21 protein-coding genes are annotated in these 25261 nt (G+C 64.2%); 18 read left to right on the forward strand and 3 right to left on the reverse strand.

What is annotated here, in order from left to right; translation table 11 throughout:
• The first annotated feature begins 36 nt into the window (after window positions 1–36).
• The 14 genes from HTY51_RS07380 to HTY51_RS07445 all read left to right on the forward strand — a co-directional run bounded on the left by HTY51_RS07380 (window position 37) and on the right by HTY51_RS07445 (window position 15135).
• Window positions 37–1266 (forward strand): branched-chain amino acid ABC transporter substrate-binding protein, encoded by a 1230-nt coding sequence (locus HTY51_RS07380; RefSeq protein WP_174252136.1) that lies wholly within the window; start codon window positions 37–39, stop codon window positions 1264–1266.
• 114 nt (window positions 1267–1380) lie between these two features.
• Window positions 1381–2397 carry a branched-chain amino acid ABC transporter permease gene (locus tag HTY51_RS07385; protein WP_174252137.1) on the forward strand — a complete coding sequence of 339 codons (1017 nt, stop codon included), beginning with the start codon at window positions 1381–1383 and terminating at the stop codon, window positions 2395–2397.
• Between the two features lie 3 nt (window positions 2398–2400).
• Window positions 2401–3693, forward strand: coding sequence for a branched-chain amino acid ABC transporter permease (locus HTY51_RS07390; RefSeq protein ID WP_174252138.1), 1293 nt, complete (start codon window positions 2401–2403; stop codon window positions 3691–3693).
• Window positions 3694–3707: 14 nt separating this feature from the next.
• On the forward strand, window positions 3708–4481 hold the full coding sequence (locus HTY51_RS07395; RefSeq protein WP_174252139.1) for an ABC transporter ATP-binding protein: 774 nt from the start codon (window positions 3708–3710) through the stop codon (window positions 4479–4481).
• A gap of 10 nt (window positions 4482–4491) precedes the next feature.
• Window positions 4492–5187 carry an ABC transporter ATP-binding protein gene (locus HTY51_RS07400; protein WP_174254200.1) on the forward strand — a complete coding sequence of 232 codons (696 nt, stop codon included), beginning with the start codon at window positions 4492–4494 and terminating at the stop codon, window positions 5185–5187.
• Window positions 5188–5462: 275 nt separating this feature from the next.
• Window positions 5463–7565 carry a 3-hydroxyacyl-CoA dehydrogenase NAD-binding domain-containing protein gene (locus HTY51_RS07405; RefSeq protein ID WP_174252140.1) on the forward strand — a complete coding sequence of 701 codons (2103 nt, stop codon included), beginning with the start codon at window positions 5463–5465 and terminating at the stop codon, window positions 7563–7565.
• An 18-nt stretch (window positions 7566–7583) separates the two neighbouring features.
• The gene (locus HTY51_RS07410) at window positions 7584–8759 is read left to right on the forward strand and encodes an acetyl-CoA C-acyltransferase (protein ID WP_174252141.1); all 1176 of its coding nucleotides are present in this window, start codon (window positions 7584–7586) and stop codon (window positions 8757–8759) included.
• A 16-nt stretch (window positions 8760–8775) separates the two neighbouring features.
• Window positions 8776–10599, forward strand: a complete 1824-nt coding sequence (locus tag HTY51_RS07415) for an acyl-CoA dehydrogenase (RefSeq protein ID WP_174252142.1) — start codon at window positions 8776–8778, stop codon at window positions 10597–10599.
• Window positions 10599–10793, forward strand: a complete 195-nt coding sequence (locus tag HTY51_RS07420; protein ID WP_174252143.1) for a hypothetical protein — start codon at window positions 10599–10601, stop codon at window positions 10791–10793. Before HTY51_RS07415 ends, HTY51_RS07420 begins: the two co-directional genes overlap by 1 nt.
• 26 nt (window positions 10794–10819) lie before the next feature.
• Window positions 10820–11611 (forward strand): SDR family oxidoreductase, encoded by a 792-nt coding sequence (locus HTY51_RS07425; protein ID WP_174252144.1) that lies wholly within the window; start codon window positions 10820–10822, stop codon window positions 11609–11611.
• Window positions 11612–11622: 11 nt separating this feature from the next.
• The gene (locus HTY51_RS07430) at window positions 11623–12057 is read left to right on the forward strand and encodes a PaaI family thioesterase (RefSeq protein WP_174252145.1); all 435 of its coding nucleotides are present in this window, start codon (window positions 11623–11625) and stop codon (window positions 12055–12057) included.
• A gap of 18 nt (window positions 12058–12075) precedes the next feature.
• Window positions 12076–13092, forward strand: coding sequence for an NADP-dependent oxidoreductase (locus HTY51_RS07435; protein ID WP_174252146.1), 1017 nt, complete (start codon window positions 12076–12078; stop codon window positions 13090–13092).
• 14 nt (window positions 13093–13106) lie between these two features.
• Entirely contained in the window at window positions 13107–14210 is a 1104-nt protein-coding gene (locus HTY51_RS07440; RefSeq protein ID WP_174252147.1) for a fatty acid desaturase family protein, read from the forward strand.
• Window positions 14211–14223: 13 nt separating this feature from the next.
• Window positions 14224–15135 (forward strand): SDR family oxidoreductase, encoded by a 912-nt coding sequence (locus HTY51_RS07445; protein ID WP_174252148.1) that lies wholly within the window; start codon window positions 14224–14226, stop codon window positions 15133–15135.
• Between the two features lie 225 nt (window positions 15136–15360).
• On the opposite strand, the gene HTY51_RS07450 is transcribed toward HTY51_RS07445, so the two are convergent.
• Both HTY51_RS07450 and HTY51_RS07455 read right to left on the reverse strand, forming a co-directional pair.
• Window positions 15361–18381 (reverse strand): putative bifunctional diguanylate cyclase/phosphodiesterase, encoded by a 3021-nt coding sequence (locus tag HTY51_RS07450; RefSeq protein WP_371733866.1) that lies wholly within the window; start codon window positions 18379–18381, stop codon window positions 15361–15363.
• A gap of 107 nt (window positions 18382–18488) precedes the next feature.
• A complete protein-coding gene (locus HTY51_RS07455; protein ID WP_174252150.1) occupies window positions 18489–19280 on the reverse strand; it encodes a hypothetical protein in 792 nt (263 codons plus the stop codon).
• Window positions 19281–19497: 217 nt separating this feature from the next.
• On the opposite strand from HTY51_RS07455, the gene HTY51_RS07460 reads away from it, so the two are divergent.
• The 4 genes from HTY51_RS07460 to HTY51_RS07475 all read left to right on the forward strand — a co-directional run bounded on the left by HTY51_RS07460 (window position 19498) and on the right by HTY51_RS07475 (window position 24103).
• Entirely contained in the window at window positions 19498–21828 is a 2331-nt protein-coding gene (locus HTY51_RS07460) for a Tex family protein (RefSeq protein WP_174252151.1), read from the forward strand.
• Between the two features lie 136 nt (window positions 21829–21964).
• Window positions 21965–22771, forward strand: a complete 807-nt coding sequence (locus HTY51_RS07465) for an HDOD domain-containing protein (protein WP_174252152.1) — start codon at window positions 21965–21967, stop codon at window positions 22769–22771.
• A gap of 34 nt (window positions 22772–22805) precedes the next feature.
• Window positions 22806–23918, forward strand: a complete 1113-nt coding sequence (locus HTY51_RS07470) for a patatin-like phospholipase family protein (protein WP_174252153.1) — start codon at window positions 22806–22808, stop codon at window positions 23916–23918.
• Window positions 23919–23941: 23 nt separating this feature from the next.
• Window positions 23942–24103: a DUF3012 domain-containing protein gene (locus HTY51_RS07475; protein WP_174252154.1), complete on the forward strand. Its 162-nt coding sequence runs from the start codon at window positions 23942–23944 to the stop codon at window positions 24101–24103.
• 5 nt (window positions 24104–24108) lie between these two features.
• Here the strand turns inward: HTY51_RS07475 and HTY51_RS07480 are convergent, their stop codons facing one another.
• Complete coding sequence (locus HTY51_RS07480) at window positions 24109–25245, reverse strand: iron-containing alcohol dehydrogenase (RefSeq protein ID WP_174252155.1); 1137 nt, start codon at window positions 25243–25245, stop codon at window positions 24109–24111.
• Window positions 25246–25261 lie beyond the last annotated feature (16 nt).

Here is a 25261-nt window from a genome sequence, read left to right on the forward strand (position 1 = left end):
TACTCTGCAATGGTTTTGTCAACGAGGAGATTTCAAATGAAGTTCACCACGAAACTTGTGACCGCCGCCGCTATGCTGGCTTTTGCCGGTGCAGCCTTTGCCCAGAAGGGCGAAACTGTCAAGATCGCCTTCATCGATCCGCTCTCGGGGCTGATGGGACCGGTCGGTAGCAACCAGCTCAAGGGCTTCCAGTACTTTGCCGACAAGTTCAACAAGACCAATCCGGCTGGCGTCAAGTTCGAGATCGTGGCCTTCGACAACAAGCTCAGCCCGGCCGAAAGCCTGAACGCGCTGAAGGCGGCCACCGACCAGGGCATCCGCTACATCACCCAGGGTGACGGCTCCTCCGTGGCGGGCGCCCTGATCGACGCTGTGGCCAAGCACAACGAGCGCAACCCGGGCAAGGAAATCATCTTCCTGAACCACTCGGCCATCGACCCCGACTTCACCAACAGCAAGTGCAACTACTGGCACTTCCGCTTCGACGCCGACTCCTCCATGAAGATGGAAGCCCTGACCACCTTCATGAAGGACCAGAAGGACGTCAAGAACGTCTACCTGCTGAACCAGAACTATTCGCACGGTCACCAGGTCGCCAAGTACGCCAAGGAGCTGCTGGCCCTGAAACGCCCCGATGTGAAGATCGTCGGCGAGGACCTGACGCCCCTGGCCCAGGTGCGTGACTTCTCCCCCTATGTGGCCAAGATCAAGGCCGCCGGTGCCGACACCGTGATCACCGGCAACTGGGGTTCCGACCTGGCCCTGCTGATCAAGGCCGCCAACGAAGGCGGTTACACCGGCAAGTTCTACACCTACTACACCGGTGTGACCGGCACGCCCACGGCCCTGGGCAAGAACGGTTCCGGCCGCGTGTTCCAGGTGTCCTACAACCACTACAACATGGGTGGTGACATGGGCAAGTGGCAGGCCGAGTACAAAGCCAAGTTCAAGGACGACTTCTATACCGGCTCCATCATCCACATCCTGACCGCGCTGGGCCAGTCCATGGCCGCGGCCAAGTCGACCGACCCGGTCAAGGTGGCCAAGGCGCTGGAAGGCATGAAGTTCAAGAGTTTCAGCGGTGAAGTCGAGATGCGCAAGACCGACCACCAGTTGCAGCAGCCGCTGTACCTGACCGTGTGGCAGCCGGTGGACAAGAAGTTCACCTACAGCCCGGAAAACACCGGCATGACGCTGGCCCTGGTCAAGGAGTTCCCGGCCTACATCGCCAGCACGCCCACCAGCTGCCAGATGAAGCGTCCCTGATTCCCAGGTCGCGCCATGTGTGTGGGCCCGATAGCCTTCGGACGATCGGGCCCTTTTCATGTCTGACGAATCTGTATTGAGGTCTGCCGTGCAGACACGGAAGGTTGTTTCCTGATGGAGTTCTTCATCATCTCCATGCTCAACGGCCTGAGCTACGGGCTCTTGCTGTTCATGCTCAGCTCCGGGCTGACGCTGATCTTCAGCATGATGGGCGTGCTCAACTTCGCCCATGCCAGCTTCTACATGCTCGGTGCCTACATCGGCTACAGCGTGGCCAGCCTGGTCGGTTTCTGGCCCGGGCTGATCCTGGCCCCGCTGGTGGTGGGGCTGCTGGGCGCGGTGTTCGAGCGCCTGGCCCTGCGCAAGGTGCACAAGTACGGCCATGTGCCGGAACTGCTGATCACTTTCGGCCTGTCCTACATCATTCTCGAGCTGGTGCAGCTGGTCTGGGGACGCACGGCGGTCGAGTTCCATCCGCCCGAACTGCTGCAGGGACCGATGTTCACCCTGGTGAACCAGGTCGAAGCTGGCCTGAGCCTGGTCTGGGGCGTGGCACCCGCCGAGCTTTGCGCGGCGGCGGCCTGTTCACCCTTCCCGGCCACCCGCGGTTTCATGATGCTGGTGGCGCTGTTCATGCTGGTCGCGCTGTGGCTGATGCTCACGCGCAGCCGCATCGGCATGGTGATCCAGGCCGCGCTGACCCATCCGGAGATGGTGGAGGCCCTGGGCCACAACGTGCCGCGTGTTTTCATGCTGGTCTTCGGTGCCGGTGCCGCGCTCGCCGGCCTGGGTGGCGTGATCGGCGGCAGTACCTTCGTGACCGAGCCGGCCATGGCGGCCACGGTGGGCTCCGTGATCTTCGTGGTGGTGGTCGTGGGCGGCCTGGGCTCGCTCTCGGGCGCCTTCCTGGCCTCGGTGCTGATCGGCGTGATCCAGACCTTTGCGGTGGCCTTCGACTATTCCTTCCTCACGCTGGCGCAACAACTGGGCTGGGAACTCAGCACTGCGACGCGCAACAACTCCGTGCTCAAGCTCACGCTCTCGCAGGTGGCCCCCATCCTGCCTTATCTCTTCCTGGTCCTGATCCTGATCTTCCGGCCCAAAGGGCTGCTCGGTACGCGGGACGAATAAGTCATGGCCAAGCACTACTACGAATTCAAACCCTACAACGTCGGTCGCTGGATCATCTGGGGCTTTTTCGGCCTGCTCCTGTTCTTCGCGCCCAAGGTCTTTACCAGCGGCCTGTCAGTCACCATGCTCTCGCAGATGGGCATTGCCATCATCGCCTGCCTGTCCTACAACATGCTGCTGGGGCAGGGCGGCATGCTCAGCTTCGGCCACGCCGTCTATTCGGGCCTGGGCTCCTACGTGGCCATCCACGCGCTTAACATGGTGACCAAGGGCAGCCTGCCCATCCCCGTGAGCCTGCTGCCCATCATTGGCGGCCTGGCCGGCATGGCCTTTGCCGTGCTCTTCGGCTACGTCACCACGCGCAAGGCCGGTACGCCCTTTGCCATGATCACGCTGGGCATGGCCGAACTTGTCTTTGCCATGTCGCTGATGTTCTCCGAGTTCTTCGGCGGCGAGGCGGGCGTCTCGGGCAACCGTGTGGTGGGCCAGCCCTTCTTCGGCATCAATTTCGGTCCGGGCACCCAGGTCTATTACCTGATCGCGGTCTACACCTTCGTCTGCGTGGCGCTGATGTTCGCCTTCACGCGCACGCCGCTGGGCCGTATCCTCAATGCCGTGCGCGACAACCCCGAGCGCGTGGAGTTCATCGGCTACAGCACCCAGCGTGTGCGCTATATGGCCTTCATCATCTCGGGTTTCTTCGCCGGCATCGCCGGTGGCCTGGGCAGCATCCTGTTTGAGATCGTCACCGCCGAGGTGGTGAGCGGGGTGCGCTCCGGCGCCTACCTGCTCTTCACCTTCCTGGGCGGCGCGACCTTCTTCTTCGGGCCCATCATCGGTGGTGTGCTGATGGTGCTGGCTTCGGTGCTGCTGTCGGAAATCACCAAGGCCTGGCTACTGTACCTGGGCCTGATCTTCCTCTTCATGGTGATGTACGCGCCGGGTGGCATCGCCAGCCTGATCATGATGAACCTGCGTGTGGCCAGCTTCGGTTTCCTGCGAAAGCTCTGGGTCAGTTACCTGGGCCTGGCCATCTCGGCCCTGGTGCTCTTGCTGGGCGCGGCCGTGCTGATCGAGATGGTCTACCACCTGCAGCTCAATCTCACCATGGGGCCGGAACTGCGTTTCATCGGCATCCCGCTGAATGCGCACAGCCTGGACCACTGGTTCGGTGGCGCCTTCGTCATGCTCACGGGCCTGGGCCTGTTCGAGCTCTGCCGCCGGCACTACGTGCATGAATGGGGCGGGATCCAGGAAGACATCGAGAAGGAAATCAAGCGGAGGGAAGCGCTATGAGCGGGGCCACGAACATGAAAACGCCCGCACTGGAGCTCAAGGACTTGCGCAAGAGTTTTGGCAAGACGGAGATCATCCGGGGGGTCGATCTGGCGGTGCAGGCCGGCGAGCGCGTGGCCGTCATCGGCCCCAATGGCGCCGGCAAGTCCACGCTGTTTAACCTGATCAGCGGGCGCTTCGGCCCCAGCAGTGGCGAGGTGCTGCTGCACGGCAAGCGCATCGACGGCATGAAGCCCTACGAGATCAACCGCATGGGCCTGGCGCGCAGTTTCCAGATCACCAACATCTTCCCCAAGCTCAGCGTGTTCGAGAACCTGCGCTGCGCCGTGCTCTGGAGCCTGGGCTACCGCTACACCTTCTTCAAGTTCCTGGCCGACCTGGAAGACGCCAACGACCGCACCGAGGAACTGCTGGAGATGATCCGTCTCGACAAGAAGCGCGACATCCTGGCCATGAACCTGACCTATGCCGAGCAGCGAGCGCTGGAGATCGGCGTGACCATCGCCGGCGGCGCCAGCGTGATCCTGCTGGACGAACCCACCGCCGGCATGAGCAAGAGCGAGACCACGCGTTTCATCAAGCTGATCCGCGAGGTCACCGAGGGCAAGACCCTGCTGACGGTGGAGCATGACATGGGCGTGGTTTTCGGCCTGGCCGACAAGATCGCCGTGGTGGTCTACGGCGAGCTGCTGGCCTTCGACACACCGGAGGCGGTGCGCTCCAATGCGCGCGTGCAGGAAGCCTATCTGGGCTCGCCCGTCGCCGACACCCAAGCCGGAGGACATTGAGTTGACTGCCTTGCTGAAAGTTGAGAGCCTGCACGCCTTTTATGGCAAGAGCCATGTGCTGCATGGTGTGCATTTCGAGGTCCAGCCCGGCGAGATCGTGGCCCTGCTGGGGCGCAACGGCTCGGGCCGTTCCACCACGGCCAAGGCCGTCATGGGCCTGGTGGACTGCGCCGGCAGCGTCAAATGGCGAGGTGAGGAGATCCAGGGCCGCAAGGCCTTCGAGATCGCGCATCTGGGCATAGGCTACGTGCCCGAGAACCGCGACATCTTCCCCGACCTGACCGTGCACCAGAACCTGATGCTGGGAGAGAAGGGCCGGGGCCGCAAGAGCCGCTGGAGCTTCGACGACATGTACGGCATGTTTCCGCGGCTCAAAGAGCGCCAGCACACCGAGGCCGGCGTGCTCTCGGGCGGTGAACAGCAGATGCTGACCCTGTGCCGCACCCTCATGGGCGACCCGGACCTCATCATCATCGACGAGCCGACCGAGGGCCTGGCACCCAAGATCGTGGAGCTGGTCGGGCAGTACCTGAAGACGCTCAAGGACCGCGGCATCTCGGTGCTGCTGATCGAGCAGAAACTGACCATCGCCATGGCCATCTCCGACCGGGCCCTGGTCATGGGGCACGGCAGCATCGTCTTCGAGGGCACCCCCGAAGCGCTACGCAACGACAGCTATACCCGCAAGGAGTGGCTCGAGGTCTGAAAACTTGTGAATAAATCTACTGCGCGACCCGATCGCCGCGTTGGGCGGTGCTCGGAATCCTCACGTACAGGAAGTACGTTCCGGTTCCTGCGCTCCGTCCGCCTCGCGCTCGGGCCGCTCGCTACGATTTCTTCACAAGTTCGGAGCGCTGAGCGCCGGCACGGTGGCGCGCTTGTCCCAGCCGTGACAAACCCTCGTTGCATCGCAACATAAACCTTCTACAATCAAAAATCGAACGATCGTTCTATTTTCTGAACCACCCGAGGAACGCAAGCATGAGCGCTGAATACAAGGTGCATGGCGACGTCGCCGTGATCACGCTGAACAACCCGCCCGTCAACGGCCTGGGCTACGAAACCCGCAAAGGCATCACCGAGGCGCTGGCCAAGGCCAATGCCGACGGCAAGGTCAAGGCCATCGTCATCACGGGTGCCGGCAAGGCTTTCTCGGGCGGCGCCGACATCAAGGAATTCGGCACGCCCAAGGCCCTGCAGGAACCCAATCTGCTCAGCGTCATCCTCGCCGTGGAGAACTCGGCCAAGCCCGTGGTGGCCGCCATGCACACCATCGCCATGGGCGGCGGTCTGGAGCTGCCCCTGGGCTGCCACTACCGTATTGCCGCGCCGGGCTGCAAGGTCGCACTGCCTGAAGTGAAACTGGGGCTGATCCCCGGTGCCGGCGGCACGCAGCGCCTGCCGCGCGCCCTGGGTGTGGAACCCGCACTGAACATGATCGTCAGTGGTGAACCCGTGCCCAGCGAGATGCTGGCCCAGGTGCCCGGCCAGAAGCTGTTCGACAAGCTGGCCAAGTCCAACGAATCCCTGATGGATGAGGCCATCGCCCTGGCGCGCGAGAAGGCCGATGTGCGTCCGCTGCCGCTGGTGCGCAACCTGCCGGCCAAGCATCCGCAGGGCGACGCCTACTTCCAGTTTGCCCGCAATATGGTGGGCGGCATGAGCAAGAACTTTCCGGCGCCGCTCAAGTGCGTCGACGCCGTGGAAGCCGCCACCAAGAAAAAGTTCGACGACGGACTGGTCTTCGAGCGCGATATCTTCATCAACCTGATGTGGACGCCCGAGTGCCGTGCGCTGCGCCACATTTTCGCAGCCGAACGTGCCGCATCCAAGATCCCGGATGTGCCGGACGACACGCCCAAGCGCGAGATCAAGTCGGTCGCCGTGATCGGCGCCGGCACCATGGGCGGTGGCATCACCATGAACTTCCTGAACGCCGGCATTCCCGTGAAGATGCTGGAGATGAAGCAGGAGGCGCTGGACCGCGGCCTCGCCACCATCCGCAAGAACTACGAAGCCCAGGTCACCAAGGGCAAGCTCAAGCAGGACAAATACGAGCAGCGCATGGCCCTGCTGTCGACCACGCTGAACTACGCGGACCTCAAGGACGCCGACCTCGTGATCGAGGCCGTGTTCGAGGAGATGGGTGTCAAGGAAGCCGTGTTCAAGAAGCTCGACGAGGTGATGAAACCCGGTGCCATCATGGCTTCCAACACGTCCACGCTGGACGTCAACAAGATCGCCTCCTTCACCAAGCGTCCGCAGGACGTGGTGGGCCTGCATTTCTTCAGCCCGGCCAACGTCATGAAGCTGCTGGAAGTGATCCGCGGCGCCAAGACCGGCAAGGACGTGCTGGCCACCGTGATGGCCGTGGCCAAGACCATCAAGAAGACCGCGGTGGTCTCGGGTGTCTGCGACGGTTTCATCGGCAACCGCATGATCGAGCAGTACAGCCGCCAGGCCGGTTTCCTGATCGAGGAGGGCGCAACGCCCGAGCAGGTCGACAAGGCGGTCGAGAAATTCGGCTTTGCCATGGGCCCCTTCCGCATGGGTGACCTGGCGGGCAACGACATCGGCTGGGCCATTCGCAAGCGTCGTTATGTCGAGAAGCCGAACATGAAGTACAGCAAGACGGCCGACCTGCTGTGCGAGCTGGGCCGTTACGGCCAGAAGACCGGCGCCGGCTGGTACGACTACAAGCCGGGCAAGCGCGACGCCATCCCCAGCCAGCTGGTGGTGGACATGATCGAGAAGCACCGCAAGGACATGGGTATCACCCCGCGCAAGATCTCTGACGAGGAAATCGTGCAGCGCCTGGTCTACGCCCTGGTCAACGAAGGCGCGCACATCGTGGAAGAAGGCATTGCGTCCCGCGCCAGCGACATCGACATGGTCTACCTGACTGGCTACGGCTTTCCCATCCACCGTGGTGGTCCCATGCAGTACGCCGACATGGTGGGCCTGTTCAATGTGGCGCAAAGCATGCAGCGTTTTGCCCAGAATCCGCTGGACGACGCCCAATTCTGGCAGCCGGCACCCCTCTTGGCCCGCTTGGTGGCCGAAGGCAAGAGCTTCAACGGCTAAGCATTAGGAGATTCAGACATGACCAACGCCGTTATCGTTTCCACCGCACGCACCCCCCTGGCCAAGAGCTGGAAGGGCGCTTTCAACATGACCCACGGCGCCACCCTGGGCGGCCATGCCGTGCAGCACGCCATCCAGCGCGCCGGCATCGACGCCGCCGAAGTGGACGACGTGCTCATGGGCTGTGCCACGCCCGAGGGCGCCACGGGCTCCAACATCGCGCGCCAGATCGCGCTGGCCGCCGGCTGCCCGGTCACCGTCTCGGGTGTCACCGTCAACCGTTTCTGTTCCTCGGGACTGCAGACCATTGCCATGGCCGCGCAACGCATCATCGCCGGCGAGGGTGATGTCTACGTGGCCGGCGGCGTGGAGAGCATCTCCTGCGTGCAGAACGAAGCCAACCGCCACATGATCACGGATCCGGCCCTGCTCAAGGCCAAGCCCGAGATCTACTGGAACATGCTGCAGACCGCCGAGCAGGTGGCCAAGCGTTACAACATCGGTCGCGATGTGATGGACGAATACGGTGCCGCCAGCCAGCAGAAGGCCTGCGCGGCCCAGGCCGCGGGCCTGTTCAACGCAGAGATCGCCCCCATCACGGTGACGGCCGGCGTGGCCGACAAGACACTGGGCCTGATCACCAAGAAGGTCACCATCAGCGCGGACGAAGGCCTGCGCGAAGGCACCACGAAAGAAGGCATCAGCGGCATCAAGCCGGCCATGCCGGGCGGTGTGATCTCGGCCGGCAATGCCAGCCAGTTCTCCGACGGTGCCGGTGCCTGCGTGCTCATGAGCGAAGAACTCGCCAGCAAGCGCGGCTTCAAGCCCCTGGGCCGATTCCTCGGTTTTGCCGTGGCCGGCTGCGAACCCGACGAGATGGGCATCGGCCCGGTCTTTGCGGTCCCGAAGGTGCTCAAGCGCCTGGGTCTGAAGGTGTCGGACATCGATCTCTGGGAACTCAACGAAGCCTTCGCCGTGCAGGTGCTCTACTGCCGCGACAAGCTGGGCATCCCGGCCGATCGCCTGAACGTCAACGGGGGCGCCATCGCCGTGGGCCATCCCTACGGCGTCAGCGGCCAGCGCCTGACCGGCCACGCCCTGATCGAAGGCAAGCGCCGCGGTGCCAAGCGTGTGGTCGTCACCATGTGCATCGGTGGCGGCATGGGCGCGGCCGGCGTGTTCGAGGTTCTGTAAGAAGCCGGAGACGAAGATGAGCTACCGGCAGACGCTGGATTTCCTGCTCTACCAGTGGCTCGCAGCCGACGCGCTGAATGAGCGCGAACGTTTCGCGGACCACAGCCGCGAAACCTTCGCCGCCGTGCTCGACACCTGCGAACGCATCGCGCGCGAGAAATACGCGCCCTTCAACCGCACGGTCGATATCGAGGAGCCGCGCTTCGACGGCGAGCGGGTCATTCTGCCGCAGGCGACCTACGATGCCCAGAAGGCCTACGCGGCCTCGGGCATGCTCAGCGCGGCGCAGGATTACGAGGTGGGCGGCATGCAGCTGCCCTACACGGTGGAGGCTGCGGCCAATTCATTCTTTGCCATGGCCTCGGTCAGCATAGGCTCGGGCCTGCTGACTTCGGGCAATGCCAACCTGCTGATGGCACACGGCACGGATCTGCAGAAGGAAGTCTTTGCGAAGAACGAGTTCGCGGGCCGCTTCTCGGGAACCATGTGTCTGAGTGAGCCGCAGGCCGGCTCGTCTCTGAGCGACATCGCCACGCGCGCTGTGCCAGACGGTACCGATTACCAGAACGACCCCCTGGGTCCGCGTTACCGCCTCAAGGGCAACAAGATGTGGATCTCGGCCGGCGAACACGAGCTGACCGAGAACATCATCCACCTGGTGCTGGCCAAGATCCCCGGTCCGGATGGCAAGACCATCCCCGGAACACGGGGCATTTCTCTGTTCATCGTGCCCAAGAAGCTCGTGGACACGCAGGGCCAGCTGACCGGCGAGCGCAACGATGTGGCGCTGGCCGGCCTGAACCACAAATGCGGCTGGCGCGGCACCACCAACACCCTGCTGAACTTCGGCGAGGGCAAGTACCCGGTGCGCGGTGAGAGTGGGGCGATCGGATACCTCGTCGGCCAGCCCGGCCAGGGCCTGCGCTGCATGTTCCACATGATGAACGAGGCGCGCATCGGCATCGGCATGGCGGCCACCATGCTGGGCATGGCGGGTTACCAGGCCAGCCTCGAATACGCGAAGAACCGCCCGCAGGGCCGTCCGATTGGACCCGACGGCAAAGATGCCGCGAAACCGCAGATCCGCATCATCGAACACGCCGACATCAAACGCATGCTGCTGGCCCAGAAGTCCTGGTGCGAAGGCTCTCTGGCCCTGCAGCTGTATTGCGCGCGCCTGGTCGACGAGCAGCACACGGGCACGCCGGCTGCTGCCGACGAGGCCCGCCTGCTGCTGGAGGTGCTGACCCCGATCGCCAAGAGCTGGCCCAGCGAGTGGTGCCTGGAGGCCAATTCCCTGGCCATCCAGATCCACGGCGGCTACGGCTACACACGCGATTTCCCGGTGGAGCAGTACTGGCGCGACAACCGCCTCAACATGATCCACGAAGGCACGCACGGCATCCAGGCCTTGGACCTGCTGGGCCGCAAGGTGCTGATGGAGGAGGGCCGGGGCCTGCATCTGCTGGCCGGCCGCATGACGGCGACCATCCAGCGGGCCCAGGCGCAGACCGAACTGGCACCCTATGCCGCCCAACTGGCCCAGGCCCTGCAGCAGGTGGGCGCAGCCACGAAAGCCGCCTGGTCCACCGGCCAGCCCGGCGAGGCCCTGGCCAATGCCGTGCCCTATCTGCAGGCTTTCGGCCACACCGTGCTGGCCTGGATCTGGCTGGAGGTGGCACTGGTCCCCCAGGCCGGCGACCGTGACGCGAGCCAACGCGGCCGCCTGTTGTCAGCACAATACTTCTTCCGATATGAATTGCCGAAAATCGGCGCCTGGCTTAAGGTGGTGGAATCCCGTGACATGACGTGTGCGGAATTTCCTGAGGAGGCGTTCTGATGGCAACTGAAATCAACAAACTCCGTATCGAGCGGCTGGTCTGGATTCTTGTCTATGGCGGGCTGATCGCGCTGGTGCTGGGCATGTTCGTGCAGCGCTACGACCGGCTGCTGGCTGACATCATGCAGATAGTCGGCACCATCGTCGCCAGCAGCGGGGCCCTGCTGATCTGGGTCCGCTCCCGCATGAAGTGAAATAACAGAGGAACAAAGGCAGAGACATGACACGTAGCATCCAGCAACTCTTCGACCTCCAGGGCAAGACCGCCCTGATCACCGGCGGCTCGCGCGGCCTGGGCCTGCAGCTGGCCCAGGCGCTGGGCGAGGCCGGCGCGCGCGTGATGCTCAGCGCCCGCAAGGCCGAGGAACTGGAGGTGGCGGTGGCCGACCTGCAGGCCGCCGGCATCGACGCGCGCTGGATCGCCGCTGACTGTGCCAGGGAGGAAGACATCCACCGCCTGGCCGATGAAACCATGCAGCGCATGGGCGAGGTCGACATCCTGGTCAACAACGCCGGTGCCGCCTGGGGCGCGCCGGCCGAGGACCACCCGATTCCCGCCTGGGACAAGGTGATGAACCTCAATATCCGCGGCTATTTCATCCTGAGCCAGGTGATCGGCAAGAAGAGCATGATCCCGCGCAAGTCGGGCCGCATCATCAACGTGGCGTCCATCGCCGGCCTGGGTGGCAACCCGCCCGAGATGACCACCATCGCCTACAACACGTCGAAAGGCGCGGTGATCAACTTCACGCGCGCGCTGGCCGCCGAATGGGGCAAGTACAGCATCAATGTCAACGCCATCTGCCCGGGTTTTTTCCCCAGCCGCATGACGGCAGGCACCCTGGAAGCCTGGGGTGTGGAGAACCTGAAAAAGCACGCCCCGCTGCAACGCCTGGGCGACGACGAGGACCTCAAGGGCCTGTGCGTGCTCTACGCCTCGGACGCCGGAAAGCACATCACCGGCCAGTGGCTGGCCGTCGATGGTGGCGTGAGCTGCGTGACGGGCGGCTGAAGGCGGGTGACATGAGTATTCCCTTTGGCGTTCGCGTTCCCTTTGTCGATCACCTGGGTTTCACCCTGGAGCGCTTCGAGGACGGCCAGTCCGAGCTGCATTACGAAGCCAGGCCCGAGCACCTGAACTCCTTCGCCGTCACGCACGGTGGCGCCACCATGACGCTGATGGACGTGGCCATGGCCACGGCAGCGCGCAGCGTGCAGCCCGAGATGGGCGTGGTGACCATCGAGATGAAGACCAGCTTCATGCAGGCCGCGCGCGGCAAGCTCACGGCCAAAGGCCGGCTGATCCACCGTACCGCCACGCTGGCCTTCACCGAGGCCACTATTTTCGACGCCGAGGGCAAGCCCTGCTCGCACGCCACCGGCACCTTCAAGTACGTCAGGCGGCTGCCCACGGGTCCCAAGGACAGCAACGCGCTGAACGTGATTTCCACCGACTGATATAGATAGAGAGACACCATGCCCGCAAACCGCCAGATCCTGCTCGACAACCGCCCCGAGGGCGAAGCCACCACCGCCAATTTCAAGCTCGTCACCGTCCAGACGCCCGCGCTGCAGGACGGCCAGGTGCTGGTGCGTCATCATTTCCTGAGCCTGGACCCCTATATGCGCGGCCGCATGAACGACAGCAAGAGCTACGCCCAGCCCCAGCCGCTGGGCGAGGTCATGATCGGCGGCACCGTCGGTGAAGTCGTCGAAAGCCGCCACCCCAAGTTCGCCGCCGGTGACAAGGTGGTGGGCATGGGCGGCTGGCAGGAATACAGCGTGGTCGACGCCAACCAGCCTGGCGCCGTGCGCAAGGTGGACACCACGCACGTGCCGCTGAGCCACTACCTGGGGGCAGTCGGCATGCCCGGGGTGACGGCCTGGTATGGCCTGGTCAAGATCATCGACCCCAAGGCCGGCGAGACCATGGTGGTCAGCGCGGCTTCGGGCGCCGTCGGCAGCGCCTACGGCGCTCTTGCCAAGGCACGCGGCTGCCGTGTGGTGGGCGTTGCCGGTGGCAAGGACAAGTGCGACTACGTGGTGAACGAACTCGGCTTTGACGCCTGCATCGACTACAAGCAGCACAAGGATGCGGGCTCGCTCTCCAAGGCGCTCAAGCAGGCCTGCCCCAACGGCATCGACGGTTATTTCGAGAACGTGGGCGGTATGGTGCTGGACGCCGTGCTGCTGCGCATGAACGCCCACGGCCGCATTGCGGTCTGCGGCATGATCGCCGGCTACGATGGCCAGCCCATGCCCCTGGCCAACCCGGCCCTGATCCTGGTCAACCGGCTCAAGGTGCAGGGTTTCATCGTCAGCGAGCACATGGAGATCTGGCCCGAGGCGCTCAAGGAACTCGGCACCCTGGTCGGCACCGGCAAGCTGCGTCCGCGCGAGAGCGTGGCGCCTGACCTGGCAGCGGCGCCCGAGGCTTTCCTGGGCCTGCTCAAGGGCAGGAACTTCGGCAAGCAGCTGGTCAAGCTCATCTAGGGCCTGTTCACACCATGGACCATGCCCCGCACCCGCAGAACAGCGCTGGAGCAGGGCAGGCCATCGCCAGGAGGGGCGAGGAGTTTCGCGACGATCTGCGTACGCCGGGCAGCCGTAATGCCCAGGCCCGACGCCTGCTGTCGGCCGAGGAACTGGCACCGCTCACCACCCTGTCGGATAGCCGCTCGATGCTGGCCGTGATGCAGACGGTGCTGCTGGCTGCATGCGGCATGGTCCTGGCCCTGTCCGCATGGCCAACGCCGTGGTGGTGGGCGGGTGGCCTGGCCGGCTTGATGTTGATCGGTGTGGCCCAGCACGGGCTCTTCATCCTGGCGCACGAGGCCGCGCATTACCGTCTGCTGTCCAACCGTGCACTCAACGATGGGCTGGGCCGCCTGATCGGCATGAGCGGCGGTGTCTCCATGTGCACCTACCGTGTCACGCACCGCCTGCACCACAACAACCTCTATGGCCCCGAAGACCCGGACACGGCCATCCACGGCGGTTATCCGCGCGGCCAGGCCTATCTGTGGAAAAAACTGGCGCAGGATCTGATCGGCTGGAACGCCTGGAAAACCTACGCCTACTTCTTCGGCTCGCCGGCCATCAACGAGGACACGAAGCGGCGCATCTCCCCGCTGGACGACACCTCGCCGCAACTGCGCGCCGCGGCCCGGCGCGATCGCTGGGGCGTGGCGGCCTTCCATCTTCTGGCGCCTGTCTGCGCCACGCTGATCGGCGGCCTCGACGGCCTGCTGATCTACCTGGCCCTGTGGACCCTGCCGCTGCTTACGACGCTGCAGCCCATCCTGCGCCTGCGGGCCATTTGCGAACACGGTGCGGTGCGCGACCTCACATCGCCCCTGACGGCGGCGCGCACCAACCGGACCTGGGGCAGCGTGGGCAACTGGCTTGGGCGTTTTTTCCTGTTCCCGCACCACGTGAACTACCACCTGGAACACCACCTGTATCCGGCCGTGCCCCATTACAACCTGCCACGCCTGCACCGGTTGCTGATGGCAAAGAACGCCTTGCATGAAGCCGAGGTGCGTGACCTGGCCGAAACCTGGACCCAGATCTTTGCAGCACGCAGGCCGCGGGACGCCAGCCCACATTAAACGAGGAGCAAAAATGATCAAGGATTTCGCCGGCAAGACCGCTGTGCTGACCGGTGCCGGTTCCGGTTTCGGGCTGGAGTGCGCGCGCATCGGCGCCCGTCTGGGCATGAAACTGGTACTCGCCGATGTGCAGCAGGACGCGCTGGAGCGTGCCGCCGCCGAGATGAAAGCGACCGGCGCCGAGGTGCTGGCCCAGCAGGTCGACGTCTCGGATGCCGCCCAGATGGAGCATCTCGCACGCCGTGTTCAGGAGCGCTTCGGTGCACCGCATTTCGTGTTCAACAATGCCGGCGTGGGCGCAGGCGGCCTGGTCTGGGAAAACACCGTGCAGGATTGGCAGTGGGTGCTGGGCGTCAACCTCTGGGGCGTGATCCACGGCGTGCGCCTGTTCACGCCCATGATGCTGGAGGCCGCGCAGAAGGATCCGTCCTACCGCGGCCACATTGTCAACACGGCCAGCATGGCTGGCCTGCTGAACCCGCCCAATATGGGCGTCTACAACGTCAGCAAGCATGCCGTGGTCTCGCTCAGCGAGACGCTGTACCAGGACCTGGCGCTGGTGACGGAGCAGGTGGGCGCCTCGGTGCTGTGCCCCTATTTCGTGCCCACCGGCATCCACCAGAGCGAACGCAACCGGCCGGACGAACTGGCCATGGCCAAGCCCACCCGCAGCCAGCTCATCGGCCAGGCCATGAGCGACAAGGCGGTGAGCTCGGGCAAGGTGACGGCGGCCGAGGTGGCGCAGAAGGTCTTCGATGCCATGGCGGCGGGCCAGTTCTACATCTACAGCCACCCCAAGGCCATTGCCTCGGTGCAGACGCGCCTGGAAGACATCATGCAGGCGCGCAACCCGACCGATCCTTTTGCCCACAAACCCGAACTGGGCGAGGAACTGCGCCGGGCGCTGCGTGCCGCCACGGGCTGAGCGCGCAGGACAGGAGTTCCGAACTTGTGAAGAAATCGTAGCGAGCGGCCCGAGCGCAAGGCGGACGGAGCGCAGCCACCGGAACGTACTTCCTGTACGTGAGGATGGCGACAACGCAGTTGCGGCATAGGCTAACTTTTGCGCAGCAAAAGTTAAGCGCAGCGGCCGGAGCCAACACCGCCCAACGCGGCGATCGGGCCGCGCAGTAGATTTATTTGCAAGTTCTCAGTGGATCTTGGGCGGCGACTGCTTGTCGCTGTCGATCAGCAGATCGAGCTGGGCCAGCGGGTTGTTCTGCCGGTCCTGCGCCTCGACGAAGTGCAGCAGTTCGACGTTCTTGATGAAGCTGGCAGCCGAGGAGACCTCCAGCAGCTTCTCGGGCGCCATGGGGCGGGCCACCGCATAACCCTGCACGTAGTCCACGCCGATCTCCGCCAGGGCCTGGACCGTGGCCGCATCCTCGGCCCATTCGGCAATGGTCTTCATGCCGAGGTTGCGTGCCAGGTTGACGATGGCCTCGACGATGGACACATTGGCCGGATGCTGGTTCATGTTGACGACAAAACTGCCGTCGATCTTGAGCAGGTCCGCGGGCAACTCCTTGAGGTAGGAGAAGGAGGTGTAGCCGGCGCCGAAGTCGTCCAGCGCCACCCGGGCGCCATAACCACGCACCTTGTCGATGAAACGACGCGTGTTCTTCAGGTCATGCAGGGCAATGCTCTCGGTGATCTCGATGCACAGGAAGCTGGAGATGTGGCTGTTGCGACGCAGCATGTCGAACACTTCCAGCATGAACTCCTCGTCGTTGAGCGAGGCGCCGCTGAGGTTGATGCAGACGAACTGGGTGCGCAGCAGCTTGGCACGGTGCTGGTCCAACCAGGCCAGGGTGGTGGTCAGGACCCAGTGGTCGATCTTGCTCATGCGCCCGCTGTCCTCGGCCGCTGCAATCACGCGGCTGACGGGCACCAGCTCTCCGGCGGTATCGCGCATGCGCAGCAGCACCTCGAAGTTGAGCGCATCGTTCGGACGCGTCAGCGACATGATGGGCTGCATCTCCAGATAGAGGCCGGCGATGTTTTCACTGGCGGAGAGCTCGCCGATGAGGCGGATCTCGGCCTGATGTTCCTTGAAGGCGGGCGAACCATGCTCGTACACGACCAGTCCGCGGTACTGGCCGGTCTTGGCTTCGCGGCAGGCGCGGTCGGAGGTGGAAAGGACTTCCTTGAACTGCGTGCCCGGGCTGACCTCGATCAGGCCGATGGAACCGCGCACATAGAAGGCCTTCTCTCCCACGCGGAAAGGCTTGTCGTCGATGCTGTCGATGATGCCGCGGCTGATCACCGTGGCCAGCGGCATGCGCGTGTCGGGCAGCAGGATGACGAACTCGTCCCCGCCGACACGCCCCAGCCGCATATGGCCGGCCAGCAGGCTGTTGACGCGGTGGCAGACCTGCCGCAGCACCTCGTCACCCGCATTGTGGCCGTAGAGATCGTTGATGAGCTTGAAGCGGTCCAGGTCCAGGTAAGCCAGGGCCAGGGGGTGCGCATCATCGACGGCCGCCACCGCCTCGTTGAAGGCCTTCTCGACACCACGCCGGTTCAGCACCTTGGTCAGCGCATCGTTATCCGCCAGGAAGTTCAGCTCCTCGGCGGCAATGGACTTGTCGGTCACATCCTGCAGGGAACCTTCGATCTTGTCACCGGAGAGGGCCGCCTTGACCAGGTAACGGCGCGGCGCCTCGAAGCCGGTCACGTCCATCTGGCTGCGGATCTCGATATCACCGTCCTGCCGGTTCTGCACCAGGTCGAGCAGTTGTTGCCAGATGTCGGCCCCGAAATACTGCTGCCAGGTGTTGTGCGTCGTCTTGAAGGCGCGCGACCCCAGCATCTTGCGCAAGGCGGGATTGATGCTCGTGAAGCGGCCCTGCAGATCCAGGGTGAACATGCCGATGGGGAGGACGTCGTACGCATGCTGCAACTGGGCCTGGGCCGCCAGCCGTGCTTTGTGCTCCTGTCGCATCTGTTCGGCAATCGCCAGGGAAATCAGAAGCGCCGAAGCCAAGGTGACGATGACCGTGTTGAGGGATTCATCTAGCCCCTTGGTCCCCATCGATGCGGCAAAGATATCGAACAGGGTCGATATCATGGTGACGCCAAGCGACGCCGCGTAAAGGATGGCAACCCGGTTGCGATTCACGATCACAATCCGCCCCAGGACATAAACGAAAAAGGGCGCCCAGACAGCTCCCAGGGCCCACATCGTCGGCAAAAATATGTGCCTCGGCAGGAAAGCGGCCGCCATGAAAAGCGCCATGCATAGCCACTGGAGTATCGTGATCGGAAGCGCATAGCGCATCCTGCGAAGATCCTCGATGAACAGCTCTTTGAATAGAGTGACCGTCAACAAGGCCCACGCCGCGCGAGTAAATGAGCGTCCCTGGGGCAACCAGTCGGGTGGCACCGCATGGTTGAGCCACTGGTCATCCCAGCCGCCAGCGGTGGCGCTTAGCCGTACCGTCACGATCAGCCACGCAGCGAAGACCAGATAAAGACGCTGTCGGTTCAAGATCGCGGTGATCAGCACAAAAACGGCCAGGACCAATATCCCGCCATCGATCAGGCCTGACTTGCGGTGGTAGTCCCGGATCGCTATATCGAACCGGTCGCGATCCCACAATTCCGCACTCAGTCTGGCGGGCCCGACAAATGAACCGCGGCAGATCACATCGCGGACAGACAGGGAGATAGGCATCGCATGCCCCGCCATGGCGCGGTAGATGGTCTGCTCATGGCCGTGACCCGTCGTGCCACCGATAGGGCTGAGGCTCTGCCCCTCCCAGCATTGAAGTTCTACAGCATGCTTGGACGGGAATTCGATCAACCTGGGCTGGGGCCCTGATCCCAGGTCCGGGACCTTAAAACCGAACCAGATCGGAAGCTCGGACAGGTTGGTTTTGTAGAACTTGCTCGTTGGCGCCGTGGCAAGACGGGCCTTGGCGTCTTCCACCGCCAGCGGGGTGGCTGAAGGCTCGAGCACCTGGAGTTCGAATTGAACCTCGGATTGGCTACGGTAGAGATTGGGCCAAAGGAACAGCGCGGCCAACGAGACCAGGGCAATCGCAAGAGGAATCCCATTGAACGCGATGGCGTTGGATATGCGATCCAAGCCTCGGGAAATCGCGTTCGCTACGGATATCAGCCCTTGTGACAGTGCTGTCAAGATCGGTTCCCTTGTTTTTTGTTCCATTCCAAAGCCAGGAACGGACTGGCCAAGCAATCCACATGGTCAATCAGTGGATTGCTGGGCGTTAGGATAGCGCGATCTCGACGCGTTTGGCTATGTTTCCAGGAAAATTAGCCCCTTGCACCTGCTGAATGTTGTGCGAAAGTGGACTTCATCTTTTCCTCATCGCCACTCCAGCTGCGCGGCTCCAGGCAACTCCGCTGGATGTCCGGGTGTTGCGTATAGAAGAAAAATTCCAGAAGCGGATTGTTGCTTGCGACCAGCCGATCATGGAAGGCGCGGACTTCCAGTCCCAATACGCGGTGCGGAATATTGTTCTGCTTGGGCAGGAAAGTCTTGCCGGGAAGCACGTCTGCAAGGGTGAGCTGTTCGTACATGCGGTCCAGGGGGGGCCTCGCACCTACAAGGATCCAGTCCACGTGGTTGTGCGCGCAGTACTGGTACACCGCTTTGAGAAGCAACATCCTGACCAGACGGCCAGGCATACCATGCGCCACCCCCAAACGCCTGACTTCCGCTATCGTCTTGTTGCGCAACCCATCCGGTAAAGCGACGAATTGCTCCAGATTCAAGGGATTGACCCGATTCGTCTGAATGCGTACCGTCCCTAATGCAGATCCATCCACCTTTGATTCGGCGATCAGCAGGACCACCCCATCTTCAGTGTCGTCCTGTTCGGGCGTCTTGAGGGTCTCGGCGACCAGGGGCAAATGCCGGGCATAGGCCCGTTGACGTACTTCAACGACCTTCCTCAGATCGTCAGTATTGCTGGCCTGACGGACTGTGAACGGCAGGTATTGCTCGTTGGCCGGCACGGGCTGGTCCTCTTCGGGTTCCAGATAGGCGGGCGGGATGGGCATGGACCGAACGGAGACTTCAGTTCCCAGAAGATTGGTCGACATCAGTAGCACCTCAGGCTAGGGTTATTGCCCGTCTGGCTGAGTCCAGCCCCCCCAACGGACATGCCTCACTTTATGCCTTTGTCGTTAAAAAATTGAGTCGGGTTTTGCCTGATCTTCATGTAGGAATTTGTCTGACAGGGGCTCCCGGGCCTGTGGCACACTCGCTGACTTTGTTTCCCTTGACCGGCCTCCATGGCCGGTGGTTTACCCAAGAGTCATGCAGAAAATCGTCGCGCAGATCGCGCAGGAAATCCGGGTTCGTGTGCAGCAGGTCGAGGCCGCCGTGGCCTTGCTGGACGGGGGAGCCACCGTGCCCTTCATCGCCCGCTACCGCAAGGAAGTCACCGGCGGGCTGGACGACATCCAGCTGCGGGAGCTGGAAGCCCGGCTGGCCTATCTGCGGGAGCTGGAAGAGCGCCGCGCCGCGGTGCTCAAGAGCATCGAAGAACAGGGCAAGCTCACGCCCCCCCTGCGGGCTGCCATCGAGGCCGCCCCGACCAAGCAGGAGCTGGAAGACCTCTACCTGCCCTATAAACCGAAGCGCCGCACCAAAGGGCAGATTGCCCGGGAAGCCGGCCTGGAGCCGCTGGCCGACCGGCTGTTTGCCGATCCGGGCCTGAACCCGGCCACCGAGGCCGTAGCCTTTGTTTTGAAGGAGAAGACCGAGGCCGGCGACGACTTCACCACCGTGGCCGCCGTGCTCGACGGTGTGCGCGACCTGCTGTCCGAGCGCTGGGCCGAGGACGCGGCCCTGGTGCAGTCGCTAAGACTGTGGCTCTGGCAGGAGGGCCTGTTCCAGAGCAAGCTGGCCAGTGGCAAGGACGAGAACCACCCCGATGTGGCCAAGTTCCGCGACTATTTCGACTACGACGAACCGATCGGCCGGGTGCCTTCGCACCGGGCGCTGGCGGTGTTCCGCGGCCGGGCCCAGGAAATCCTGGACGCCAAGCTGGTCTTGCCGGTCGAACCGGAGCCGGGCAAGCCCTCGATTGCCGAAGGCAAGATCGCCCTGCACCTGGGCTGGAGCCACAAGGCCCGCCCGGGCGACGACCTGATCCGCAAGTGCGTGGCCTGGACCTGGCGTGTCAAGCTCAGCCTCTCGACCGAACGTGACCTGTTTGCCCGCCTGCGCGAAGAAGCCGAGAAGGTGGCCATCAAGGTCTTTGCCGACAACCTGCGCGACCTGCTGCTGGCCGCCCCCGCCGGCCCGCGCGTGGTCATGGGCCTGGACCCGGGCATTCGCACCGGCGTCAAGGTGGCTGTGGTCGACGCCACGGGCAAGCTGGTGGATACCGCCACGGTCTATCCGCACGAGCCTAGATGCGACTGGGACGGCTCCCTGCACACCCTGGGCCGCCTGGTCGAGAAGCATGGCGTGAACCTGATCGCCATCGGCAACGGCACGGCCAGCCGCGAGACCGACAAGCTGGCGGCCGACCTGATCAAGCTGGCGGCCAAGGTGGACAAGCAGATAGAGAAGGTGGTGGTCAGCGAGGCGGGCGCCTCGGTCTATTCGGCCAGCGAATTCGCTTCTCAAGAGATGCCCGATGTGGATGTCAGCCTGCGCGGCGCCGCCAGCATCGCGCGCCGCCTGCAGGACCCGCTGGCCGAACTGGTCAAGATCGACCCCAAGTCCATCGGCGTCGGCCAGTACCAGCACGATGTGAACCAGAGCGAGCTGGCACGCAGCCTGGACACCGTGGTGGAGGACTGCGTGAACTCGGTGGGTGTGGACCTGAACACCGCCAGCGTGCCGCTGCTGTCGCGCGTGTCCGGTCTGTCCTCGTCCGTGGCCAAGGCGGTGGTACGCTGGCGTGAATCGAATGGCGCGTTCAAGAGCCGGCAGGACCTGCTGCAGGTCACTGGCCTGGGCGCCAAGACCTTCGAGCAGAGCGCGGGTTTCCTGCGCATCCGTGGTGGCGACAACCCGCTGGACATGACGGGGGTACACCCCGAGACCTACCCGGTGGTGGAAAAGATCATGGCGCAGACCGGCAAGCCCGTGGCCGAGCTCATGGGCCGCGCCGAGATGCTCAAGACCCTCAAACCCGAGCTGTTCGCCAACGAACGCTTCGGTGTCATCACGGTGAAGGACATCCTGGGCGAACTGGAGAAACCGGGGCGCGACCCGCGCCCGGACTTCAAGGTGGCGCGCTTCAACGAGGGCGTGGACGACATCAAGGACCTGCAGGAGGGCATGGTGCTCGAAGGCACGGTCAGCAACGTGGCCCAGTTCGGCGCCTTCGTGGACCTGGGCGTGCACCAGGACGGCCTGGTGCACGTGAGCCAGCTGGCCAACAAGTTCGTCAACGACGCGCGCGAGGTGGTCAAGACCGGCGACATCGTCAAGGTCAAGGTGCTGGAGGTGGACGTGGCGCGCAAGCGCATCAGCCTGACCATGAGACTCGACGCCGCCCCGGCCCGCCGCGACGCGCCGCGCGAGAACCGCTATGAAGGGGCAGGGCGGGGCCAGCAAGCGCCGCGCCGCGACAACGGCCCGGCACCCCAGTCGGCCATGGCCTCGGCCTTTGCCAAGCTCAAGCGCTGAGCCACAGGGCCGGAGGCGGCGGGCGGTGTGAACGGGTTCACGCCCCTGTCACCTGGGGGGCTGGCCGCTCGACGCAGCGGCTGAGGGCAGGACATAATGGCGCCATGAGCCAGAACGATGCCCGGAGACCGTAGCCATGGAGTTGAATGCCCTGCTGGCGTCCCCCATCGTGCTGCCCAGCATCCCCAAAGTGGTCGCCTTGCTGCTCAGCGAGCTGGACCGCGAGGTCACCGACCTGAAGAACATCACCCAGCTCATCAGCACCGACCCGGCCCTGACCACGCGTGTGCTGCAGACCGCCAACACCCCCCTGTTCCGGCTCTCGGGCAAGGTCAACAGCGCCGCCGAGGCCCTGGCCATCCTGGAGCTTTCCCACATCCGCCAGATGGCAGCCGAGGCCGCCTCGGCCGCCTCGCTCAAGGGCATCCCCGGCATCAACCTGCCGCAGTTCTGGGTCTACAGCCTCAACGTCGCCAAGCTGGCGCGCTCGCTGGCCGGCGTGACCCGGCAGAACCAGGGTGCGGCCTTCACCTGCGGCCTGATCCATGCCATCGGTGAACTGGTCATGCATGCCGGCATGCCTGCCGAAATGGCCGTCTTGAACAAGGAACTCGGGCCCTTGGACCTCAAGCGCGCCAAGGCCGAGTTCCTGCGCTTTGGCTACAACTATGCCCATGTCGGTGCCGCTTATGCGCGCCAGTGGCGCTTCCCGCAGCCCATGGTCGACGCCCTGGAACACCAGTACGCGCCGTTTTCCAACAACGTCTACGAACCGTTGGCCGGGGTCATCCACCTCGCCACCTGGCGCGCCCGGGCCCGGGAAGCCCAGCTCAACGAGCGTGCCCTGGCCGTGACCTTTCCCGGCGAAGTGGGCGAGGTGCTGGACCTGGACATCGACATGGTGCTGCAGCAGGACCCCTTCGACTGGTCCGCCCATACCTGAGAGGCTGCGTGCCGGTTTCCCCGATTCTTCCTGCATGAAAGCCTTGAGTCTGTACGCCGGGCCGGCGGCCCGCGAGCACATCCGCCAGCACGGCCTGTTGCCGGCCCACATCCACACCATCCCGGCGGCGGCCGGTGGCCCCAAGGGACTGATCCTGGGCGCGCTGGACCGCTACCTCTTCGGCCAATGGCTACCGCAATCGGCCCAGCCGGTCGACCTGGTCGGTGCCTCCATCGGGGCCTGGCGCATGGCCACCGCCTGCCTGGACGACCCGGTGGCCGCCTTCGAGCGCCTGGAGCACGACTACATCCGCCAGCATTACGAGTTCCGGCCCGGCAACAAGCTGCCCAGCGCCCGCCACGTGAGCGAGATGTTCGGGCAGAACCTGCGCTCTTTTTATGGCGGCCGTGAAACGCAGGTGCTGCAGCATCCGCGTTACCACCTGCATGTCCTGACCTCGCGGGGCCGCCATATCTTGCGGCGCGAGCACGGCCTGCGCACGCCACTGGGTTATCTGGGGGCCTTCCTCACCAATTCAGTACAGCGCAAGGCCATGGGCGCCTGGCTGGAACGCGTGGTGTTTTCCACCCGCAGCGCGCCTTTGCCTGGCGCACCCTGCGCAGCGCTGCCCTTTGACAGCCACGACTATCGCACCCGACAACTCCCTCTGGACAAGGCCAATTTCTACCCGGCCCTGCAGGCCAGCTGCTCCATTCCCTTTGCGCTGCAGGCCGTGCACGACATCCCCGGCGCGCCGCCCGGCGCCTACTGGGACGGCGGTATCACCGACTACCACCTGCACCTGAACTACGCCGCGGCACCCGATGCGGCGCAGCGGCCCGGCCTGGTGCTATACCCGCATTTCCAGCGCGCCGTGGTGCCGGGCTGGCTGGACAAGGGATTGCCGTGGCGGCACCGGGCCACGCAGCACCTGGACAACATGCTGCTGCTGGCGCCGAACCCCGAATGGATCCGGACCCTGCCCAACGGCAAGCTGCCCGACCGCAAGGACTTCACCTACTACGGCAACGACCTGGCCGCGCGCGTGCAGGTCTGGAGCCAGGCCGTGCAGATGAGCCGCCAGCTGGCCGACGAGTTCCAGGCCTGGCTGGACCAGCCGGACCCGGCGCGGCTGCAGCCCCTGTGATCTTCCAACCCGGAGAACTGCCCATGAACAAACTACTCACCCTGATCGCGGCCCTGATGCTGCTGACGGCCTGCTCGCCCGAAGTCGGCAGCAAGGCCTGGTGTGAACAGCTGCAGGCCAAGCCCAAGGGCGACTGGACGGCCAACGAGGCGGCGGACTACGCCAAGAACTGCCTGTTCAAGTAAGCGGTTTACATCGCCTGCTGCAGCAGGCTCCGGTAGTCCTCCGCACTGGCGATGCGCGGGTTGGTCTTGTGGCAGTGGTCGGCCAGGGCGCCGCTGATGACCTGGTCGAACTGGCTTTCACTCACGCCCAGTTCACGCAGGCCGCTGGCCAGGCCCAGGCGGGCGTTCATGTCCCTGATCGCTTCCCCGATGTCACCGGCCGAGTCCAGGCTCATGGCCTGGGCCAAACGCAGCAGGCGCGACTCCTTCTGGATCGACTTCGCCCCCGCGTTGAAATTGATGACCGCCGGCAGGAACATGGCGTTGAGCGTGCCATGGTGCAGGCGCGGGTCCACGCCGCCCAGGCTGTGGCTCAGGGAATGCACGCAGCCCAGGCCTTTCTGGAAGGCCATGGCACCCTGCATGCTGGCGCTCATGAGGTTCAGGCGCGCTTCGCGGTCGCTGCCATCCTTGGTGGCGCGCTCGATGTGCGCCCAGGCGCGCTGCAGGCCGTCCAGGGCAATGCCGTCGGCCGGCGGGTTGAAGGCCGGCGCCATGAAGGTTTCCATGCAGTGCGCGATGGCGTCCATGCCGGTGGCGGCAGTCAGCTTCGGGGGCAGGCCCAGGGTGAGCTCGGGGTCGCAGATGGCGGTCTTGGGCACCAGAAACCAGGAATGGAAGCCCAGCTTGCGCCCGTCGTCCACGATCAGAATCGCGCCGCGCGCCACCTCGCTGCCGGTGCCGGCCGTGGTGGGCACGGCGATCAGTGGTGCCACCCGTTCCGTGATCTTCGGCGATCCACCCTCGATGGTGGCGTAGGTCTTGAGCGGGCCCTCGTGCGTGGCGGTGATGGCCACGCCCTTCGCGCAGTCGATGGCGCTGCCACCGCCCACGGCGATCAGGCCGTCACAGCCCTGGGCCTTGTAGAGTGTGGTGGCAGCCCGTATCGCGGACTCGGTGGGGTTGGACGGGGTCTGGTCGAACACGGCCGGGTCCATGCCGGGCAGGGCGTCGAGCGCCTTCTGCAGCAGGCCAGCCGCCTTGACTCCAGCGTCGGTCACGATCAGCGGACGGCTGATGCCGCTGCGCTCGCACTCCTGTTTCAGCAGCTTGATGGCACCGAAATCGAACTGGACCTGGGTGATGTAGTAGATAAGCGCCATGGTTTTTTGTCTCCGC

The sequence above is a fragment of the Rhodoferax sp. BAB1 genome (assembly GCF_013334205.1).
GTDB lineage: Bacteria > Pseudomonadota > Gammaproteobacteria > Burkholderiales > Burkholderiaceae_C > Hylemonella.

Excerpts from the sequence above, each read along its gene's own strand:
- HTY51_RS07465 (WP_174252152.1), top strand. The coding sequence starts at position 21,965 with ATGGAGTTGAATGCCCTGCTGGCGTCCCCCATCGTGCTGCCCAGCATC.
- HTY51_RS07430 (WP_174252145.1), top strand. The coding sequence starts at position 11,623 with ATGAGTATTCCCTTTGGCGTTCGCGTTCCCTTTGTCGATCACCTGGGT.
- HTY51_RS07425 (WP_174252144.1), top strand. The coding sequence starts at position 10,820 with ATGACACGTAGCATCCAGCAACTCTTCGACCTCCAGGGCAAGACCGCC.
- HTY51_RS07415 (WP_174252142.1), top strand. The coding sequence starts at position 8,776 with ATGAGCTACCGGCAGACGCTGGATTTCCTGCTCTACCAGTGGCTCGCA.
- HTY51_RS07470 (WP_174252153.1), top strand. The coding sequence starts at position 22,806 with ATGAAAGCCTTGAGTCTGTACGCCGGGCCGGCGGCCCGCGAGCACATC.
- HTY51_RS07405 (WP_174252140.1), top strand. The coding sequence starts at position 5,463 with ATGAGCGCTGAATACAAGGTGCATGGCGACGTCGCCGTGATCACGCTG.
- HTY51_RS07385 (WP_174252137.1), top strand. The coding sequence starts at position 1,381 with ATGGAGTTCTTCATCATCTCCATGCTCAACGGCCTGAGCTACGGGCTC.
- HTY51_RS07435 (WP_174252146.1), top strand. The coding sequence starts at position 12,076 with ATGCCCGCAAACCGCCAGATCCTGCTCGACAACCGCCCCGAGGGCGAA.
- HTY51_RS07460 (WP_174252151.1), top strand. The coding sequence starts at position 19,498 with ATGCAGAAAATCGTCGCGCAGATCGCGCAGGAAATCCGGGTTCGTGTG.
- HTY51_RS07440 (WP_174252147.1), top strand. The coding sequence starts at position 13,107 with ATGGACCATGCCCCGCACCCGCAGAACAGCGCTGGAGCAGGGCAGGCC.
- HTY51_RS07395 (WP_174252139.1), top strand. The coding sequence starts at position 3,708 with ATGAAAACGCCCGCACTGGAGCTCAAGGACTTGCGCAAGAGTTTTGGC.
- HTY51_RS07450 (WP_371733866.1), bottom strand. The coding sequence starts at position 18,381 with ATGGAACAAAAAACAAGGGAACCGATCTTGACAGCACTGTCACAAGGG.
- HTY51_RS07380 (WP_174252136.1), top strand. The coding sequence starts at position 37 with ATGAAGTTCACCACGAAACTTGTGACCGCCGCCGCTATGCTGGCTTTT.
- HTY51_RS07390 (WP_174252138.1), top strand. The coding sequence starts at position 2,401 with ATGGCCAAGCACTACTACGAATTCAAACCCTACAACGTCGGTCGCTGG.
- HTY51_RS07480 (WP_174252155.1), bottom strand. The coding sequence starts at position 25,245 with ATGGCGCTTATCTACTACATCACCCAGGTCCAGTTCGATTTCGGTGCC.
- HTY51_RS07455 (WP_174252150.1), bottom strand. The coding sequence starts at position 19,280 with ATGTCGACCAATCTTCTGGGAACTGAAGTCTCCGTTCGGTCCATGCCC.
- HTY51_RS07445 (WP_174252148.1), top strand. The coding sequence starts at position 14,224 with ATGATCAAGGATTTCGCCGGCAAGACCGCTGTGCTGACCGGTGCCGGT.
- HTY51_RS07420 (WP_174252143.1), top strand. The coding sequence starts at position 10,599 with ATGGCAACTGAAATCAACAAACTCCGTATCGAGCGGCTGGTCTGGATT.
- HTY51_RS07475 (WP_174252154.1), top strand. The coding sequence starts at position 23,942 with ATGAACAAACTACTCACCCTGATCGCGGCCCTGATGCTGCTGACGGCC.
- HTY51_RS07410 (WP_174252141.1), top strand. The coding sequence starts at position 7,584 with ATGACCAACGCCGTTATCGTTTCCACCGCACGCACCCCCCTGGCCAAG.